At 72.0% G+C, this 15,528-nt stretch carries 12 protein-coding genes, 1 pseudogene and 1 riboswitch; of the genes and pseudogenes, 5 read left to right on the forward strand and 8 right to left on the reverse strand.

What is annotated here, in order from left to right:
• Positions 1-58 precede the first annotated feature (58 nt).
• The 5 genes and pseudogenes from cobN to AB0383_RS30175 all read right to left on the reverse strand — a co-directional run bounded on the left by cobN (position 59) and on the right by AB0383_RS30175 (position 6,464).
• Positions 59-3,667, reverse strand: coding sequence for a cobaltochelatase subunit CobN (cobN, locus tag AB0383_RS30155; RefSeq protein ID WP_366189236.1), 3,609 nt, complete (start codon positions 3,665-3,667; stop codon positions 59-61).
• Between the two features lie 54 nt (positions 3,668-3,721).
• A riboswitch (cobalamin riboswitch) is annotated at positions 3,722-3,791 on the reverse strand.
• Positions 3,792-3,856: 65 nt separating this feature from the next.
• On the reverse strand, positions 3,857-4,474 hold the full coding sequence (locus AB0383_RS30160; RefSeq protein ID WP_364178507.1) for a hypothetical protein: 618 nt from the start codon (positions 4,472-4,474) through the stop codon (positions 3,857-3,859).
• A gap of 10 nt (positions 4,475-4,484) precedes the next feature.
• Positions 4,485-4,718 (reverse strand): helix-turn-helix transcriptional regulator, encoded by a 234-nt coding sequence (locus AB0383_RS30165; RefSeq protein WP_364178509.1) that lies wholly within the window; start codon positions 4,716-4,718, stop codon positions 4,485-4,487.
• A 6-nt stretch (positions 4,719-4,724) separates the two neighbouring features.
• A complete protein-coding gene (locus AB0383_RS30170) occupies positions 4,725-5,606 on the reverse strand; it encodes an ABC transporter permease (protein WP_366189151.1) in 882 nt (293 codons plus the stop codon).
• Positions 5,606-6,464: pseudogene (locus AB0383_RS30175) on the reverse strand (ABC transporter ATP-binding protein). The gene AB0383_RS30170 and the pseudogene AB0383_RS30175 overlap by 1 nt, the downstream one beginning before the upstream one ends.
• 143 nt (positions 6,465-6,607) lie before the next feature.
• Between AB0383_RS30175 and AB0383_RS30180 the strand changes: the two are divergent.
• From AB0383_RS30180 to AB0383_RS30190, 3 genes are read left to right on the forward strand one after another with little or no spacing between them, the layout of a single operon-like run.
• Positions 6,608-7,735, forward strand: coding sequence for a precorrin-3B synthase (locus tag AB0383_RS30180; RefSeq protein WP_366189152.1), 1,128 nt, complete (start codon positions 6,608-6,610; stop codon positions 7,733-7,735).
• Complete coding sequence (locus tag AB0383_RS30185; protein ID WP_220243175.1) at positions 7,732-8,355, forward strand: precorrin-8X methylmutase; 624 nt, start codon at positions 7,732-7,734, stop codon at positions 8,353-8,355. The genes AB0383_RS30180 and AB0383_RS30185 overlap by 4 nt, the downstream gene beginning before the upstream one ends.
• Positions 8,352-9,884 (forward strand): precorrin-2 C(20)-methyltransferase, encoded by a 1,533-nt coding sequence (locus tag AB0383_RS30190; protein WP_366189153.1) that lies wholly within the window; start codon positions 8,352-8,354, stop codon positions 9,882-9,884. Before AB0383_RS30185 ends, AB0383_RS30190 begins: the two co-directional genes overlap by 4 nt.
• An 80-nt stretch (positions 9,885-9,964) precedes the next feature.
• Here AB0383_RS30190 and AB0383_RS30195 read toward each other — a convergent pair whose 3' ends face one another.
• On the reverse strand, positions 9,965-10,396 hold the full coding sequence (locus AB0383_RS30195; RefSeq protein WP_366189154.1) for a heme-binding protein: 432 nt from the start codon (positions 10,394-10,396) through the stop codon (positions 9,965-9,967).
• A 42-nt stretch (positions 10,397-10,438) separates the two neighbouring features.
• Positions 10,439-11,068, reverse strand: coding sequence for an AraC family transcriptional regulator (locus AB0383_RS30200; RefSeq protein WP_366189155.1), 630 nt, complete (start codon positions 11,066-11,068; stop codon positions 10,439-10,441).
• A 182-nt stretch (positions 11,069-11,250) separates the two neighbouring features.
• On the opposite strand from AB0383_RS30200, the gene AB0383_RS30205 reads away from it, so the two are divergent.
• Complete coding sequence (locus AB0383_RS30205; protein WP_364178528.1) at positions 11,251-11,472, forward strand: hypothetical protein; 222 nt, start codon at positions 11,251-11,253, stop codon at positions 11,470-11,472.
• 171 nt (positions 11,473-11,643) lie between these two features.
• Positions 11,644-12,423, forward strand: a complete 780-nt coding sequence (locus AB0383_RS30210; RefSeq protein WP_366189156.1) for an MFS transporter — start codon at positions 11,644-11,646, stop codon at positions 12,421-12,423.
• Between the two features lie 3 nt (positions 12,424-12,426).
• On the opposite strand, the gene AB0383_RS30215 is transcribed toward AB0383_RS30210, so the two are convergent.
• Positions 12,427-15,504, reverse strand: a complete 3,078-nt coding sequence (locus AB0383_RS30215) for an arabinosyltransferase domain-containing protein (RefSeq protein WP_366189158.1) — start codon at positions 15,502-15,504, stop codon at positions 12,427-12,429.
• Between the last annotated feature and the right edge of the window lie 24 nt (positions 15,505-15,528).

A 15,528-nucleotide genomic window follows, 5' to 3' on the forward strand; every position in this document is an offset into this window, starting at 1 on the left:
CGGGGGCGGCCCGACCCGGCGGCGCGGTAGGTGAGGGCCGCCGGGAGGGGGAGGGTGGTCACTCGCCTTCGAGGTCGCCTTCCAGGGTGAGGTAGACGTCGCGCAACTGGGCCATCAGGTCGGGGTCCGGGTCGGACCAGAGGCCGCGGTCGGCGGCTTCGGTGAGTCGCTCGATGATGCCGCGCAGGGCCCACGGGTTGGCCTGGCGCAGGAAGTCCTGGTTTTCGGCGTCCAGCACGTACGACTCGGACAGCTTCTCGTACATCCAGTCGCCGACGACGCCGGCGGTGGCGTCGAAGCCGAAGAGATAATCGACCGTGGCGGCGAGTTCGAAGGCGCCCTTGTAGCCGTGGCGGCGCATGGCCGAGAGCCAGCGCGGGTTGACCACGCGGGCGCGGAACACGCGGGCCGTCTCTTCTCCGAGTGTTCGGGTGCGGACGGCGTCCGGGGTGGTGCTGTCGCCGATGTACGACGCGGGCGCGGAACCCGTCAGCGCGCGAACGGTGGCGATCATGCCGCCGTGGTACTGGAAGTAGTCGTCGGAGTCGGCGATGTCGTGTTCGCGCGTGTCGGTGTTCTTGGCGGCTACGACGATGCGCCGGTAGGACTGCTCCATGTCCTCGCGCGCGGGGCGGCCGTCGAGGTCGCGGCCGTAGGCGAAGCCACCCCACACCGCGTACACCTCCGCCAGGTCCTTGTCGTCGCGCCAGTTGCCGGAGTCCATCAGGGGCAGCAGGCCGGCACCGTAGGCGCCGGGTTTCGAGCCGAAGATGCGGGTGGTGGCGCGGCGGGCATCACCGTGTGTGGCCAAGTCGGCGGAGACGTGGGCGCGGACGAAGTTCTCCGAAGCCGGCTCGGCCAAGCCCGCGACCAGGCGGACGGCGTCGTCCAGCAAAGTGATCACGTGGGGGAAAGCGTCGCGGAAGAAGCCGCTGATGCGCACCGTGACGTCGATGCGCGGGCGGCTCAGCTCGGCCAGTGGAATGGCCTCCAGGCCGGTGACGCGCCGCGAAGCCTCGTCCCACACCGGCTGCACGCCCAGCAGCGCCAGCACTTCCGCGGCGTCGTCGCCGGAGGTGCGCATCGCCGAGGTGCCCCACACCGAAAGTCCCACCGACGTCGGCCACGAGCCGGTGTCCTCGCGGTAGCGGCGCAGCAGCGAGTCGGCCAGCGCCTGGCCGGTCTCCCACGCCAGGCGGCTCGGGATGGCCTTCGGGTCGACGGTGTAGAAGTTCCGCCCGGTCGGCAGCACGTTCACCAAGCCGCGCAACGGCGAACCACTGGGCCCCGCGGGGATGTAACCGCCGTCGAGAGCGTGCAGCACCGCGGAAATCTCGCCCGAGGTACCCGCCAGCCGGGGGACGATCTCGGAAGCCGCGAACGTCAGCACCCGCGAAACTTCCGCGTCCGCGGTGCCCAGAACTTCAGAGACCACGGCGGGCGCGGCCGACGCAGCCCACGAACGCGTTTCCATCGCCACCACCAGCGACCGCGCCGTGGTCTCGATCGCGTCCACTTCGGACAGCGAGGCGTCGGAGTTCTCCTTCAGCCCCAACGCCGAACGCAGCCCCGGCACCGCCCCCTGTTTGCCGCCCCACATCTGCTGGGCCCGCAGCATCGCCAGCACGAGGTTCACGCGCGCCTCGCCGACGGGGGCCTCACCGAGGATGTGCAGGCCGTCGCGGATCTGCGCGTCCTTCACCTCGCAGAGCCAGCCGTCGATGTGCAGCAGGAAGTCGTCGAACTCCACGTCGTGCGGGCGCTCGGCGACACCCAGGTCGTGGTCGAGCTTCGCCGCCTGGATCAGCGTCCAGATCTGGGCGCGGATGGCCGGCAGTTTGGCCGGGTCCATCGCGGCGATGTTCGCGTGCTCGTCCATCAGCTGCTCGAGCCGCGCGAGGTCACCGTAGGACTCGGCCCGCGCCATCGGCGGGATCAGGTGGTCGACGATCGTGGCGTGCGCCCGCCGTTTCGCCTGCGCGCCCTCGCCCGGGTCGTTGATGAGGAACGGGTAGATCAGCGGCAGGTTGCCCAAAACGGCGTCGGGCGCGCAGGACGCCGACAGGCCCGCCGTCTTGCCCGGCAGCCACTCCAGCGAACCGTGTTTGCCCAGGTGCACCACGGCGTGCGCGCCGAACTCCTCCTCCAGCCAGCGGTACGCGGCGAGGTAGTGGTGGCTCGGCGGCAGGTCCGGGTTGTGGTAGATCGCCACGGGGTTTTCGCCGAACCCGCGCGGCGGCTGGATCATGATCACGACGTTGCCCGACTGGAGCGACGCCAGGACGATGTCGCCCTCGGGATTTGCCGATGTGTCGACATAGAGCGAGCCCGGTGCCGGACCCCAGTGCTGCTCCATCGCCTCGCGCAGCTCCGCGGGCAACTCGGTGAACCACGAGCGGTACCGCGCCGCGGGGACCCGGATCGGGTTGCCCGAGAGCTGTTCCTCCGTCAGCCACTCCGGGTCCTGCCCGCCGGCGGCGATCAGCGCGTGGATCAACGCGTCGCCGTCCGGCTGGTCGGTGCCCGTCGGCTCGACGCCGGGGAACGCGTCGGCGCCCAGGTCGTAACCCTGCGAACGCATGAGCCGCAGCAGCTTGATCGCCGACGCCGGCGTGTCCAGCCCCACGGCGTTGCCCACCCGCGAGTGCTTCGTCGGGTACGCCGAGAGCATCAGCGCGATGCGCCGCGACGCGGGAGGCGTGTGGCGCAGCCGCGCGTGCGCCAGCGCGATCCCGGCCACCCGCGAAGCGCGCTCGGCGTCGGCGACATAGCGCGGCAGGCCGTCTTCGTCGAACTCCTTGAAGGAGAACGGCACCGTGATCAGCCGGCCGTCGAACTCCGGCACGGCCATCTGGTTGCCCGCGTCCAGCGGCGACAGGCCCTCGTCGCTCGACGACCACGTCGCGCGGTCGCTGGTGAGGCACAGCGCCTGCAGGATCGGGATGTCGAGCCCCGCCATCTCGGCGACGTCCCACGCCTCGTCGTCGCCCCCCGCGCCGGCCTCCGAGGGCCGCGTGCCGCCCGCCGCCAGCACCGTGACCAGCAGCGCGTCGGCACGACCCAGCTCGGCCATCATCTCCGGCTCGCGGTTGCGCAGCGACGCGCAGTGGATCGGCAGCGCGCGCCCGCCCGCGGCCTCGATCGCGTCGGCCAGCGCGTGGACGAACCCGGTGTTCCCGGACAGGTGGTGCGCGCGGTAGTAGAGGATCCCGACGACCGGGCCGTCCGCCGGACCCGAAGAAGCGCGCTCCAGCACCCCCCACGACGGCAGCTGCGCGGGCGGCTCGAAGCCGTCGCCGGTCAGCAGCAGCGTGTCGGACAGGAACCGGTGCAACTGCGTGAGGTTCTCCGGCCCGCCCTGCGCGAGGTACGCGTGCGCCTCGGCCGCGATGCCCGCCGGCACGGTGGAGAGCTTCATCAGCTCCGCGTCCGGCGTCTGCTCACCGCCCAGCACCACCACGTGCGAGCCCGAGGCACGCAGCGTGTCCAGGCCCTCCTGCCACGACCGCGGCGTGCCCAGGATTCGGACCACGACGATCGGCGCGCCGTCCAGCAGCCCCGGCAGGTCCGAGACGTCGAGCCGGGCCGGGTTCGCGAGCCGGAACTCACCCTGTGAAGCCCGGGCGCTGAGCAGATCGGTGTCCGAAGTGGACAGCAGCAGGATCACGGCGTTCCTCACTCGGGGTGTCCGCGCCCCGGGTCGTCGGTCGCGCGCCGGCGGGAGTTCCTGGCTCCCCGGATCACTCCGGGTCACAGTGGCGGGACCGTCCCGGACTCTCACCGGGTTCCTCCACCTGCCGACGCGTGGTTCGCCACTCACTCTCACGGGCGTGCGAGCCCGCGTCAAGGTGACGTCTCAGACCACGCGCACGGCCACGATCGGCCGCTCGGCCACGCGGTGGGACCGCTGGGCCGTGACGCTCCACGCGTAACCCGCGAACCCGCCCGTATCCGGCGACGCGTGCAAGACCAGGTGCCCGTAACCGGCGCCCTGACCTGTGGGGGAGCGGCTGTCGGGGAAGTCCGGTGACGTGCCGTGCGGGTCGGCGGTGCAATCGGCCACGGGCACGACGTACGACTTGTCCTCGTCCACGACGGGAGTGCCCCGCACCAGCGCGATGTGCCCCGTGTTCGTCGGCCGGCGGTGCCCGTAGTCGATCACCACGAGATCGCCGGGGCGCAGATCGGCGACGGCGTCCACGCGTGCGAAGTGCGGCACCTGCTGCTGTTCGAAGACCCACCGGTACGTGCGCGAAGGCGGGCTCACCGAGCGGAAGTGGGTGGTGAAGAACTCGTCGTCGGCCCAGTCGTAGACGTGCTTGAGCAGCTGGGTCTGGAACGAGGCGCACTGCGTGTGGTTGCGCCGCGGCCGAGTCCAGCTCACGACGTCGGGCTCGCCGGAGGCCTTGTAACGGTTGGCCTCCGGCGAGAGGCGGTCGATGAAGTCCTCGGCGGCGTGCAGGTGGGCGGTCACCCCATCCGTTCTACGCCGACCGGTCGCCGATCCGCGGGAACGGCTCGGTGGAGAAGAGCACCTCCACGGCCACCTCGAAGAACTCCGCGATGCGCAGGGCCAGGTGGAGGCTCGGGCTGTACTCGCCGCGTTCCAGGTACCCGATCGTCTGGTAGTGCACGCCGAGCGCGTCGGCCAGCTGCCGGCGCGAGATCCCGCGTTCGGCGCGCAGCACCGCGATGCGGTTGTAGACGTTCTCGCTCACCGCGGATCACACACGCTGCAGTGCCCTCTCCCGTCGTTCGGCCACCGACGACCCGGATTCCCGCCGCGCCATGCGCCGCAGCAGCACCGGGGCCAGCGCCAATCCGATCACGGCCCACACGACCAGCACGCCGAGGGTCCACCAGGGCCGCCACGACTGCCCGATCTCCACCGCCACGGCCGAGTCCGGCAGCAGCGCCGAGCGCATGCCGAGGCCGAGCCAGTACATCGGGAACACCTGGGCGATGCCCTGCACCCAGACCGGCAGGGCCGTGATCGGGTAGAAGATGCCGGAGATCGCGGTCAGGCCCGTGACCGGCAGCATGACCAGGGCCATCGCCCGCGGGTCGCGGATGAGCGAGCCGATCGCGGCGCCCAGCGGCAGCGTGGCCAGGAGCCTGAGCACCAAGACCCAGATCAGGTCGAGCCACGACCACACGCCGTCCGCGGCCAGCCCGGAGAACAGGAACAGGCACGGCACCAGCACCACGACCAGGCCGGCCACCTGCATGAGCGAGAGCGACACGATCTTGCCGAGGAGGTAGCCGAGCATGCCGTTGGGCGTGGCCTTGGCGCGCAGCAGCGTGCCGTCCTCGCGGTCGATCACGAGCTGGCCGGCCGCGCCCGAGAGGCCGTTGAACACGATCCCGGCGCCGAGCACGCTCGGCACGGTCGCGGTGCCCAGCGAGAACGACGTGCCGGGCAGGTGCGCGTTGCGCATGAAGAACAGCGTGGTCAGGATCAGGACCAGCCAGACCACCTGGCCGAGCACGTCGTCGCGGTTGGTCCACTGCTGGCGGAACTCGGTCAGCCCGCGGCGCAACCCGGTGCGCAGGGCCCTTCGCTTCGCGGCCGCGGCGAACGCCATCGGCGTGGTCATCGCAGTCATCACACACCCGCTTCCACGAGTCCGGCCTCGGCGCGGTGCACCAGGGTCATGTAGGTGTCCTCCAGGGACGCGCGGCGGACTTCCAGGTCGGCCACGGCCTCGCCGTGCTGCTTGAAGAGCTCGAATACGTACTTCGTGGCCTCCGTGGTGGAGTGCACGAAGTGCTGCCCGTCGACGGACCAGCGCACCTCGGCCTCGCCGGAGATCCGGCGGCTGAGCTCGTCGGCGGAACCGTCGGCGACGATCCGGCCGCCGTTGAGAATGAGGATCCGGTCGGCCAGCTTCTCGGCCTCGTCGAGGTCGTGGGTGGTGAGCAGGATCGTGGTGTCCTCGTCGTCGGTCAGGCGGTGCACGAGGTCGTGGAACTCGCGCCGCGCCTCGGGGTCGAAGCCCGCTGTCGGTTCGTCGAGGAAGAGCAGTTCGGGCCGGCCGACGATGCCGATCGCGACGTCGAGGCGGCGCCGCTGCCCGCCGGAGAGCTGCCGGATCTTCTTGTCCGCGTGCGGGGTGAGCCCGACGGCGTCGATCAGCTCGCGCGTGTCCCACGGGCGGCGGATCGTGTCGGTCGAGTAGGGCGCGTAGTACTCGCCGAGGTGCGTCAGCAGTTCGCGCACGCGCCATTTCCCGTGGTCTCGCCAGGACTGGAGCACGACCCCCAGCCGTGCCCGCCAGTCCTCACCGCCGCGCGCGGGATCGGTGCCGAGCACCTCGACGTCGCCCGCCGACCGCATCCGGAAACCCTCGAGGATCGATCGTGGTCGTCTTGCCGGCGCCGTTGGGCCCGAGCAGGCAGAGCACTTCGCCGCGGTAGGCCTTGAAGTCGACGCCGTGGAGCACGTCGTTGGTGCCGTATCTCATGCGCAAGCCCTCGACCCGCAGCACGACTTCCTCTGGATTCCTCAACCGAATCCACCCCCATCGTTTGTGTGCGACGAAATGTAGCATACCTACTACGTACGATCGCAATCCTGCTCAATCCGCAGCCAGCTACAGTGAGCGGCATGTCCAGCCCTGCCCGCGTACGCGCCGACGCCTGCCCCGGCGTCTTCGCCACGCACGACGCGGCGGACGGACCGCTCGCCCGCGTGCGCCTGCCCGGCGGGGTCGTCTCCGCGGAGCGATTGCGGGTGCTGGCTTCCTGCGCCGAAGACTTCGGTGACGGCGACGTGCACCTCACCTCGCGGGGCAACGTCCAGCTGCGTGGGGTGCGGCGGCCCGGCCTCGCGTCGAGGCTCATGGCTGCCGGGTTGTTGCCTTCGCCGACGCACGAGCGGGTACGCAACGTGCTGGCCTCGCCGTTGAGCGGGGTGCACGGCGGGACCGCTGACGTCCGCGGGCTGGCGGGGGAGCTGGACGTGGCCTTGTGCGCCGAGCCGGAGCTGGCCGAGCTGCCGGGGCGGTTCCTGTTCGCGTTCGACGACGGCCGGGGTGACGTCGCGGGTGAAGGCGCCGATGTGTGCTGGCGCGCGGTGACGTCCGACGCGGGCACGGTACTGCTCGCGGGCGTGGACACCGGCTGGTCCGTGCCGCGTGACGAAGCTGTGGCCGCGTTGCTGGCTGTCGCGCGCGAGTTCGCCGCGCAGCGGGGGACGGCTTGGCGGATCGCGGAGCTGCCTGATCCCACCGTGCTGCTGCCCCGGGGATCGCGGGCTGAGCCCGTGGAGCGCCCGGTGCGCGTAGACCCGACCGTCGGGCCGCTCGGCGACCACGGCGTCGGTGTCTTGCCCCGGTTCGGGCAGCTCACGGCCGCGCAGCTGCGGATTCTCGCCGATCTCGCCGACCTCGCCGTCGTCACACCGTGGCGGTCGATCGTGCTGCCGGACGCCGCGCCGGACGCCGTCGCGCGCCTGCACGCGGCCGGCCTGGGCACCGACCCCGCCGCGCTGGAGATCACGGCCTGCATCGGCCGCCCCGGCTGCGCGAAGTCGCTGGCCGACGTGCGCGCCGACGCCGCGCGCCTGGTCCCGGCCGGGGTCCGCGCCCACGTGGCGGGCTGTGCACGGCGCTGCGGGCGGCCGTCGGGCCCCCACCTCGACGTGGTCGCCGAAGCCGGCGGCTACCGTGTCGGCGGACGCCTGCTGGCGGCGTCCCGCCTGGCGGACTCCTTGGTGAGGAAGGAAAACCCGTGATCGACTACCTGGCCGACGGTGCCGAGATCTACCGGCACTCGTTCGCCACGATCCGCGAGGAGGCGGACCTGGCGATTCTGCCGGACGACGTCGCCGGCGTCGCGGTGCGGATGATCCACTCCTGCGGCATGGTCGACCTGGTCGACGACCTCCGCTACTCCCTCGACGTCGTCGAGGCGGGCCGGGCGGCGCTCGAGGCGGGCGCGCCGGTGCTGTGCGACGCGAAGATGATCGCCAGCGGCATCACCCGCAAGCGGCTGCCCGCGGCCAACGACATCGTCTGCACCCTCGACGACCCGAGCGTGCCGGGGCTGGCCGAGCGGATGGGCACGACGCGGTCGGCCGCGGCGCTGGAGCTGTGGCGCGACCGGCTGCCGGGTTCGGTCGTGGCGATCGGCAACGCGCCGACGGCGTTGTTCCGCTTGCTGGAGCTGCTCGAGGAAGGTGTCGGGGCGCCGGCCGCGATCATCGGCGTGCCGGTGGGTTTCGTCGGCGCGGCCGAGTCCAAAGTGGAACTGGCGAAGCGTGCTCCGGCGCCGTACCTGGTGGTGCAGGGGCGCCGGGGTGGCAGCGCGATGGCCGTGGCGGCCGTCAACGCGATCGCGAGCGTGGTCGAATGACCGGCCGGCTCTACGGCGTCGGGCTCGGCCCCGGCGACCCGGAACTGATGACGGTGAAGGCCGCGCGGCTGATCGGCGAGGCCGACGTGATCGCCTACCACAGCGCGCGCCACGGCCGCAGCATCGCGCGTTCGGTGGCCGCGCCGTACCTGCGCGAGGGGCAGCCGGAGGAGCCACTGGTCTACCCGGTCACCACGGAGACCACCGACCACCCCGGCGGCTACGAGGGCGCGATCGCCGATTTCTACGAGCTGAGCGCGAAAAAGCTGGCCGAGCACCTCGATGCGGGACGCGACGTGGTCGTGCTGTGCGAGGGCGACCCGTTCTTCTACGGCTCCTACATGTACATGCACGAGCGCCTCGCCGGTCGCTTCGAGGCCGAGGTCGTGCCGGGCGTGACGTCGGTGAGCGCGGCGTCGTCGGTGCTGAGCCGTCCGCTGGTGCAGCGCGACGAGGTGTTCACGGTCCTGCCGGGCACGTTGCCGGCGCCCGAGCTGGCGCGCCGGCTGGCCGACACGCAGGCCGCGGCCGTGCTGAAGCTGGGGCGCACCTTCGGCGCCGTCCGCGAGGCGTTCGCGGAGGCGGGCAAGCTGGACGACGCGTGGTACGTCGAGCGCGCCACGTGGGGTGAGCAGCGGATCGAGCCGCTCGCCGACGTCGATCCGTCGACGGTGCCGTACTTCTCGCTGGCGTTGCTGCCGAGCCCGGCGTATGCGTCCAGGGTGGACGGTGAGCCGGCGGTGGTTCCTCAGGCGGCGAAGCCGGTTTCCGGCACCGGCGAGGTCGTGGTTGTCGGCCTCGGCCCGGCGGGACCGGAGTGGCTGACGCCCGAAGCGTCGGCCGAGCTGGCCGCGGCGGAACACATCGTGGGCTACGGCCCGTACGTCGCCCGCGTGCCCCAGCGTGCCGGCCAGGAGCGGCACGCGTCGGGCAACCGCGTCGAGGCCGACCGTGCGGTGGAAGCGCTGGAGCTGGCGGCTTCCGGGGCGCGGGTTGCGGTGGTTTCCTCAGGGGACCCGGGCGTGTTCGCCATGGCCTCCGCCGTGTTGGAACAGGTCGCCGCCGGCCGCGGTGCCGGCGTGCGCGTGCGCATCGTCCCCGGGGTGACGGCCGCGCAGGCAGCCGCTTCCCGTGTCGGTGCGCCGCTGGGTCACGACTACTGCGTGCTGTCCCTTTCGGACCGCCTCAAGCCGTGGGACGTCATCGAACGCCGCCTGGACGCCGCGGGCGCGGCCGACCTGGTGCTGGCGCTGTACAACCCGGCTTCGCGCACTCGCACGACCCAGCTGGCCACCACGCGGGAAGTCCTGCTGCGCCACCGTGAACCGGCCACTCCGGTCGTCGTGGCGCGTGACGTGGGCGGGCCGGAGGAGCGGATCACGGTGACCACCCTGGGCGAGCTGGACCCGTCCACTGTGGACATGCGGTGCCTGCTCATTGTGGGCTCGTCGAAAACGGTGGCGCAGGAGGGCCTGGACGGCACGACGGTCGTCTGGACGCCGCGCAGTTACCCATCCGACCAGAAGTAGGCGGGCACCCAGCAGGACGTTACCTTGTTGGACAACCATTCCCGCCGTGACTGTGGTCGGGTCGATAACCAGCAGCAGAGCTACGCCTGACGCTTCTCCTGCCACCGCGCGACGGCGGTGCGCACGGCTTCCTCGTCCTCGGAACCGTGCGCACCGGACGCGCCCGCGGCACCGACGATCACGTCGCCCTCGGTCACCAGCACGCCGCCGGCTCGCGGCACGAAGTCGCCGGAGTACAGGTGCTGGATGCTTTCGACGATCTCGCCGGGCAGGGAGATCTCACCGGAGGGCTGCAGCATCCGCAGGGCGGTGCGCGCCTTGGCCACGGCGACGCGGCTGGTGATCGGCATGCCACCGTCGGAACGGCGCAGCACGATCACCTCACCGGCCACGTCGATCACGGCCACTGCCAGCGGCGGGAAACCCCGCTCAGCGCCGACGGCCAGCGCCGTCCGCACCAGCTCATCGGCGTCGGCCAACGTCAATCCGGGAAGTCGAGGTTTATCAGCCACGACAACGAACCTAGCCACGGTCGTCGGTAGCGTCAAAGCGGCTCAGCCGTCGCCGCCGCGGAGGTAGAACCCGGGGATGTGCCCGAGCGACCGCCGGAACACATCGATGAACGCGCTCGCCGTCGCGAAGCCGCACTCGCGTGCGACGGTCGTCACGGGCGTGTCCTCGGCGAGCAGCCGCAGCGCGTGGTAGAGCCGCAGCAGGGTGCGCCACTGCGGGAACGTCATGCCGGTGTCCTGCCGGAACAGCCGCGTCAACGTGCGGCCGCTCGCCCCCGCCTGGCGGCCCAGCGCGTCGAGCCCGCGCGAGTCCGACGGGTCGGCCTCCAGCAGCCGGCAGACCGCGGCCAGGCGTGGATCCCGGGCTTCCGGCACGCGTACCGGCCGCTCCTCGGCGGCGGCGAGCTGGTCGAGCAGCACCGCGCGCATCCGCCGCCCGACCGGGCTGTCGCGATCGTCGGCGAGCGCGGTGTAGGCGACGAGGAGTTCTCGCAGCAACGGGGAGACCTCCAGTGCAGTCGGCTCGACCAGGCCCAGCGGGTTGAGCGCGCGGGCGAGGCCGACCAGGTGGATCCGCGTGACGCCGTATGCGCGGCGGGCGTGCACGGTGCCCGCCGGGACCCACAGCGCGCGGTGGGCCGGCGTGATCCACCGCGAGGTTGCCGTGTGCACCCGCGAGCACGCCGCGGCTCGCGTAGACGACCTGGTTCTCGTCGTGCCAGTGCGCCGCGACCGCCTCAGTGGTCTGGAGCTCGCGGCTCGAAGGTGGGCGCCGCGGGCAAATGGCGAGAAATCGATATAGGTCGGCAGAATAACGGAATCGGGACCACCTCGGCCGGTGCGACGATCCCCGAATGACTTCAACGAACTCCCGGTGGCCGATGGTGATGCTCGTCGTCGGCCACGCGGTCGACGACCGCTACCAGGGCGCCGTGCCGGCCCTCGTCCCGTTCCTCGTGGCCGAGCGCTCCTACGGTTACCTCGCCGCTTCCCGCATCACGCTGGCCGCGACGCTGCTGTCGTCGGTCGTGCAGCCGCTGTTCGGTGTGCTGACCGACCGGCGGGCGCTGCCGTAGCTCGTCCCGGCCGGCATGACGGTCGCCGGTGCCGGCACGGGTTGTCCGGTCTCGGGAACTCGTGTGCGCTCACGTGGCTGGCCATCGCGTTGTCCGGGCTCGGCGTCGCCGCGTACCACCCCCGAATCGGCGCGGCTGGCCCGCCGGGTCGCGCGGCGCGGGCACGTCGGCATGAGCTGGTTCTCCTTGGGCGGCAACGTCGGTTTCGCGCTCGGCCCGATCCTCGTCACGCCCGTGCTCCACCTCGGCGGGCTCGGCGCGACCCCGCTGCTGGCGGTCCCGGCGCTCGCCGCGGGCCTGCTCACCGTCGCCGTGCTGCGGAAGCTGCAGGGTCCCCTCGCCGCCGCGAGCCACGCCGCCGCGGCCGGGCGCGACGACTGGCGCCAGTTCGCCCGGCTGACGATCGTGGTCGTCGCTCGCTCGATGGTGACGTTCGGGCTGAACACGTTCCTCGCGATCTGGGTCGCGCAACGGGTCGGCGGTGGTCCGACGGCGGGTGGGGCCGCGCTGGTCGTGCTGTTCGGCGCCGGCGCGGCGAGCACCCTGCTCGGCGGAGTGCTGGCCGAACGCTGGGGCCGCATCCGCACCCTGCGTGTGGCGTACCTGGTCGCGATTCCCGCCGTCGCCGGCGTCGCGCTCGTGCCCGGACCCGCGGTGTACGCGCTGGTGGCGCTGACCGCCGTGGCCACTTACGTCCCGTTCTCCCTGCACGTCACCCTCGGCCAGGACTACCTGCCCCACCGCCACGGCACGGCCAGCGGCGTCACCCTCGGCCTGGCGGTGAGCGTCGGCGGCCTGGCCGCGCCCGCGGTCGGCGGGCTCGCGAACGCGGCGGGCCTGCAGTGGGCGCTGCTGTCGCTGACCGTGCTGCCGGTGCTCGCCGCGGTCGCGGCCCGCGGGCTGACCGAACCGCACCACGAGGACCGTCCACAGGAGACGGTCAAGGCGTGAGGGTCAGCGCGTCGGGTCCTTCCCGTTCGGCTGTGCCGGCCCCGGTCCCGGAGACCACCAGCCCCACACCGTTTTCCGGCCGTGCTGCACCGTGGGCGCGATGCCTTCGCTGAACGGCTCCACCTGCAGCAGCTGGCCCCACGACTGGCTCGGCTGGCCGATCAGGTAGCTGGGCACCTCGGGTTCCTTCGCCACCTCCTCGAGCCAGCCGATCGGCCCGCCGTTGGTGGCCGACGCCCATTGCGCCTCGTCGGCCAGGGCGCCGGCCGTGATGCGGTAGTCGGGGACCTGCGAGATGCCGTCGTGGGAGGTCACGGGATTCGCGCACGGGTAGACGAACGATGCGGGCCAATCGATGTACACGGACTTGCCCACGAGTTTGTCCGTCAGCGTCGTGAAGGTCGGCACGCGCGGGGCGGACGCGGCGATCCAGCCGTCCTCGGTGAGGTCGTTGTCGACGATGTCCACGCGCACCGACGTGGTCTGCGGCGGCAGGTCGCGCAGGTTGATGCGGGTGTCGTTCCAGCCGCCGGTGCCGGCGCCCGGCGGAAGGGCGAACTGGCTGCGCAGCACCTTGACGCCGTCGGCCGTCACCACGCCGTAGTCGAGGCTGACCGACGCGGGACGCCGCGGCTGGCCCGCCGTCGCGATCACGATCTGGCCGTCGGCGGGTTTGTCGGCCAGCGCGTACCACTCGCTGCGCAGCCGGCCCGCGCGGTTCTGCTCGAAGTAGCTGCTCCACATCGGCACGGTGTCGGGCGTGAAGCCGTGCGGGGGCTCGGAAAGCGGGTCGTCCTCTTCGGTGGGACGCGGGTGGAAGCCGGTCTGCACCTGGCCGTTGCCCTGATCCGGGTTCGGCAGCGGCGACTCCTCCTGTTTCGCCGGCACGGTCCGCTGCTCGGGCTGCGGGTGCAGGACACTTTTCGCCGCGTCGGTCTCCACCATCACGTGGTCGGACAGGTTGCAGCTCTTGCCGAACAGGTGCCCGAAGTCGGCGGCGCCCAGGCTGTAGCTGCCCCGCTGGATGTAGATCGCCGCCGCCATCGTGTAGAACTCGCCGGCCGCGACCAAGCCGCAGACCACCACGAGCGACAGCGAACCCAGCCGCAGCGACCGGCCGCGTTTTTCCTGCGGCGCGGGCGCGCCCGGGCGGTGGGCGCGGATGTTCTCCACGAACGCGTAGATCCCCGCGATCGCCGCGGCCACCAGCAGGATCGTCGACAGCGGGATCCCGGCGATCGACGGCGCCAGCCCGGTCCACGGCACGCCCAGGCGCGAAACGAACCAGTACGTGTTGGGTCCCGTCGCGGCGAGCGCGCCGACCACGAGCAGCCCCGCCAGGAACGTGGCCCGGTTGCGGTTCGAGCGCAGCACGGTGGAACTCGTCGCCAACGCGGTCAACGCCGCCATCGACGCCCCGACGGCCGCGAACGCGCCGAAGTGGTGCGTCCACTTCGTCGGCGTGAGGGCCAGCAGCAGGAAGAACAACGCGGTGGTGCCGATCAGCCGCCGGCTCGGCCCGAGTGCCGCGCCCGGGATCCGGCCGCGCCGCAGCAGCACGACCAGGCACGTCACCGTGCACAGGACCACCAGCAGCACCGGGAACCGTCGTGGCGCGGACCCGTCGGGCAGGTTCTCGAACAGCAGCTGGTAGCGCGCGAGCTCCTGGAACCACGACAGGTTCGGCCCCACCTGCGTGCGGATGCGCGTGGCTTCCTGCACGGTCGCGAACGTCTGGTCCGCGAACACCACCACGAGCACGAGCAGCCCGGACGCGGCGATCGGCGCGAGGATCGGGAGCCAGCCACCGGCCGCGCGCTGGCGCACGAGCTTGAACAACGGCCGCGCGGCGACCAGGAACGGCGCCACCGCGATCAGCCCCGTCGGCGTCGCGGCGAGCGTGAACGCGGCCGCGGTGAGGCCGAGGCACAGCGGCAGCAGGCGGCGCGTCACCAACGCGCGTTCCACGGCGCAGATCGCGAGCAGCGAACCCAGCGCGGCCACGGGTTCCGGCCGCACGCCGTTGTTGTAGGGCATCCACCAGACGAGGAACACGGCCGCCGCGGCCCAGCCGGCCGCGCGGCTGCCGCGCACCTGCGTGCCCAGCCGGGGCATCACCTCGCGACTGATGAGCAGCCAGCTGATCACGCCCACCAGGTACGAGGGCAGCCGGATCCACGGCGGCACCGTGCTGACGTGCGTCATCAGCTCGTAGAGGTGGTAGAACCAGCCGAACGGCGCCTCCGCGACGCCGAACCAGCGGTGGTAGTTGGTCAGGAAGCCCGTGGACTCCGTGACTCTGGCCATCGTGAGGATGTAGCCGTCGTCCGAGGTCACCGGTCCGATGAACACCCACGCGCCGAGCGCGAGGATCACCGTCGCGTCGCGGCCGGTCAGGCGCCACCAGCCCACGGGAGCCCAACGCGGCGCGCGCCGGGCGAACCCGGAGTCCATACGCCACACGGCGATCAGGCAGGCGACGAACGCGAGCACGCCGAGGATGCCGACGCCGATCTTCAACGCCGTCGGCGAAGTCTGGTAGCGGGTGTCCGGCACGACCGTCACGCGCAGGCCCGCGATCGGGTCCTTCGCGGAGCTGATCGAGGAGTAGATGCCGACCACGCGCGGGCGGACGTCGCCGGTCGTGTGGAACACCGTCGTGCCCGCGACGGCGAGCGTCATCTGCGTGGCGTCCGACTTCAGCGTCACTGTGCAGCCGGCCGGCGGCAGTGGCTGCTGCGTGATCTGCTGGCCCTGGCTGGACGCGAGCAGCACGCCGTTGTCCACGCGCAGCTGCAATCCGACGCCGTTGCCGGCGCGCGGGTCGGTGCGCCCGTCCGGCACCGTCGCGAACAGCAGCGCGGGACCGTTCGTGCGCGCGTCGAGCGACTTGACCGTGGCGCACGGAATCTCGGCCTCGAGGTCCTGGGCCCAGTACCCGGTCAAGGGCGCGTTGACGGACCGGGTGTCGGAGCCGGTCGGCCAGCCGACCAACGCGGTGTCCTGCACGACGGGCAGGAACGGATAGGCCAGGGCGCACAGCGCCGAAAGCAACCCCAGCGCTACGGCAATCGGACGCATCGGGAGAAGTTATCCGGTGCGCCG

This window comes from Amycolatopsis sp. NPDC051373, from assembly GCF_040689465.1.
In the GTDB taxonomy this organism is placed as follows: Bacteria; Actinomycetota; Actinomycetes; order Mycobacteriales; family Pseudonocardiaceae; genus Amycolatopsis.

Bases quoted from the DNA above. Each gene is read 5' to 3' on its own strand.
- AB0383_RS30170 (WP_366189151.1), bottom strand. From the start codon at position 5,606: ATGACTGCGATGACCACGCCGATGGCGTTCGCCGCGGCCGCGAAGCGA.
- AB0383_RS30215 (WP_366189158.1), bottom strand. From the start codon at position 15,504: ATGCGTCCGATTGCCGTAGCGCTGGGGTTGCTTTCGGCGCTGTGCGCC.
- AB0383_RS30205 (WP_364178528.1), top strand. From the start codon at position 11,251: ATGACTTCAACGAACTCCCGGTGGCCGATGGTGATGCTCGTCGTCGGC.
- AB0383_RS30180 (WP_366189152.1), top strand. From the start codon at position 6,608: ATGTCCAGCCCTGCCCGCGTACGCGCCGACGCCTGCCCCGGCGTCTTC.
- AB0383_RS30210 (WP_366189156.1), top strand. From the start codon at position 11,644: ATGAGCTGGTTCTCCTTGGGCGGCAACGTCGGTTTCGCGCTCGGCCCG.
- AB0383_RS30190 (WP_366189153.1), top strand. From the start codon at position 8,352: ATGACCGGCCGGCTCTACGGCGTCGGGCTCGGCCCCGGCGACCCGGAA.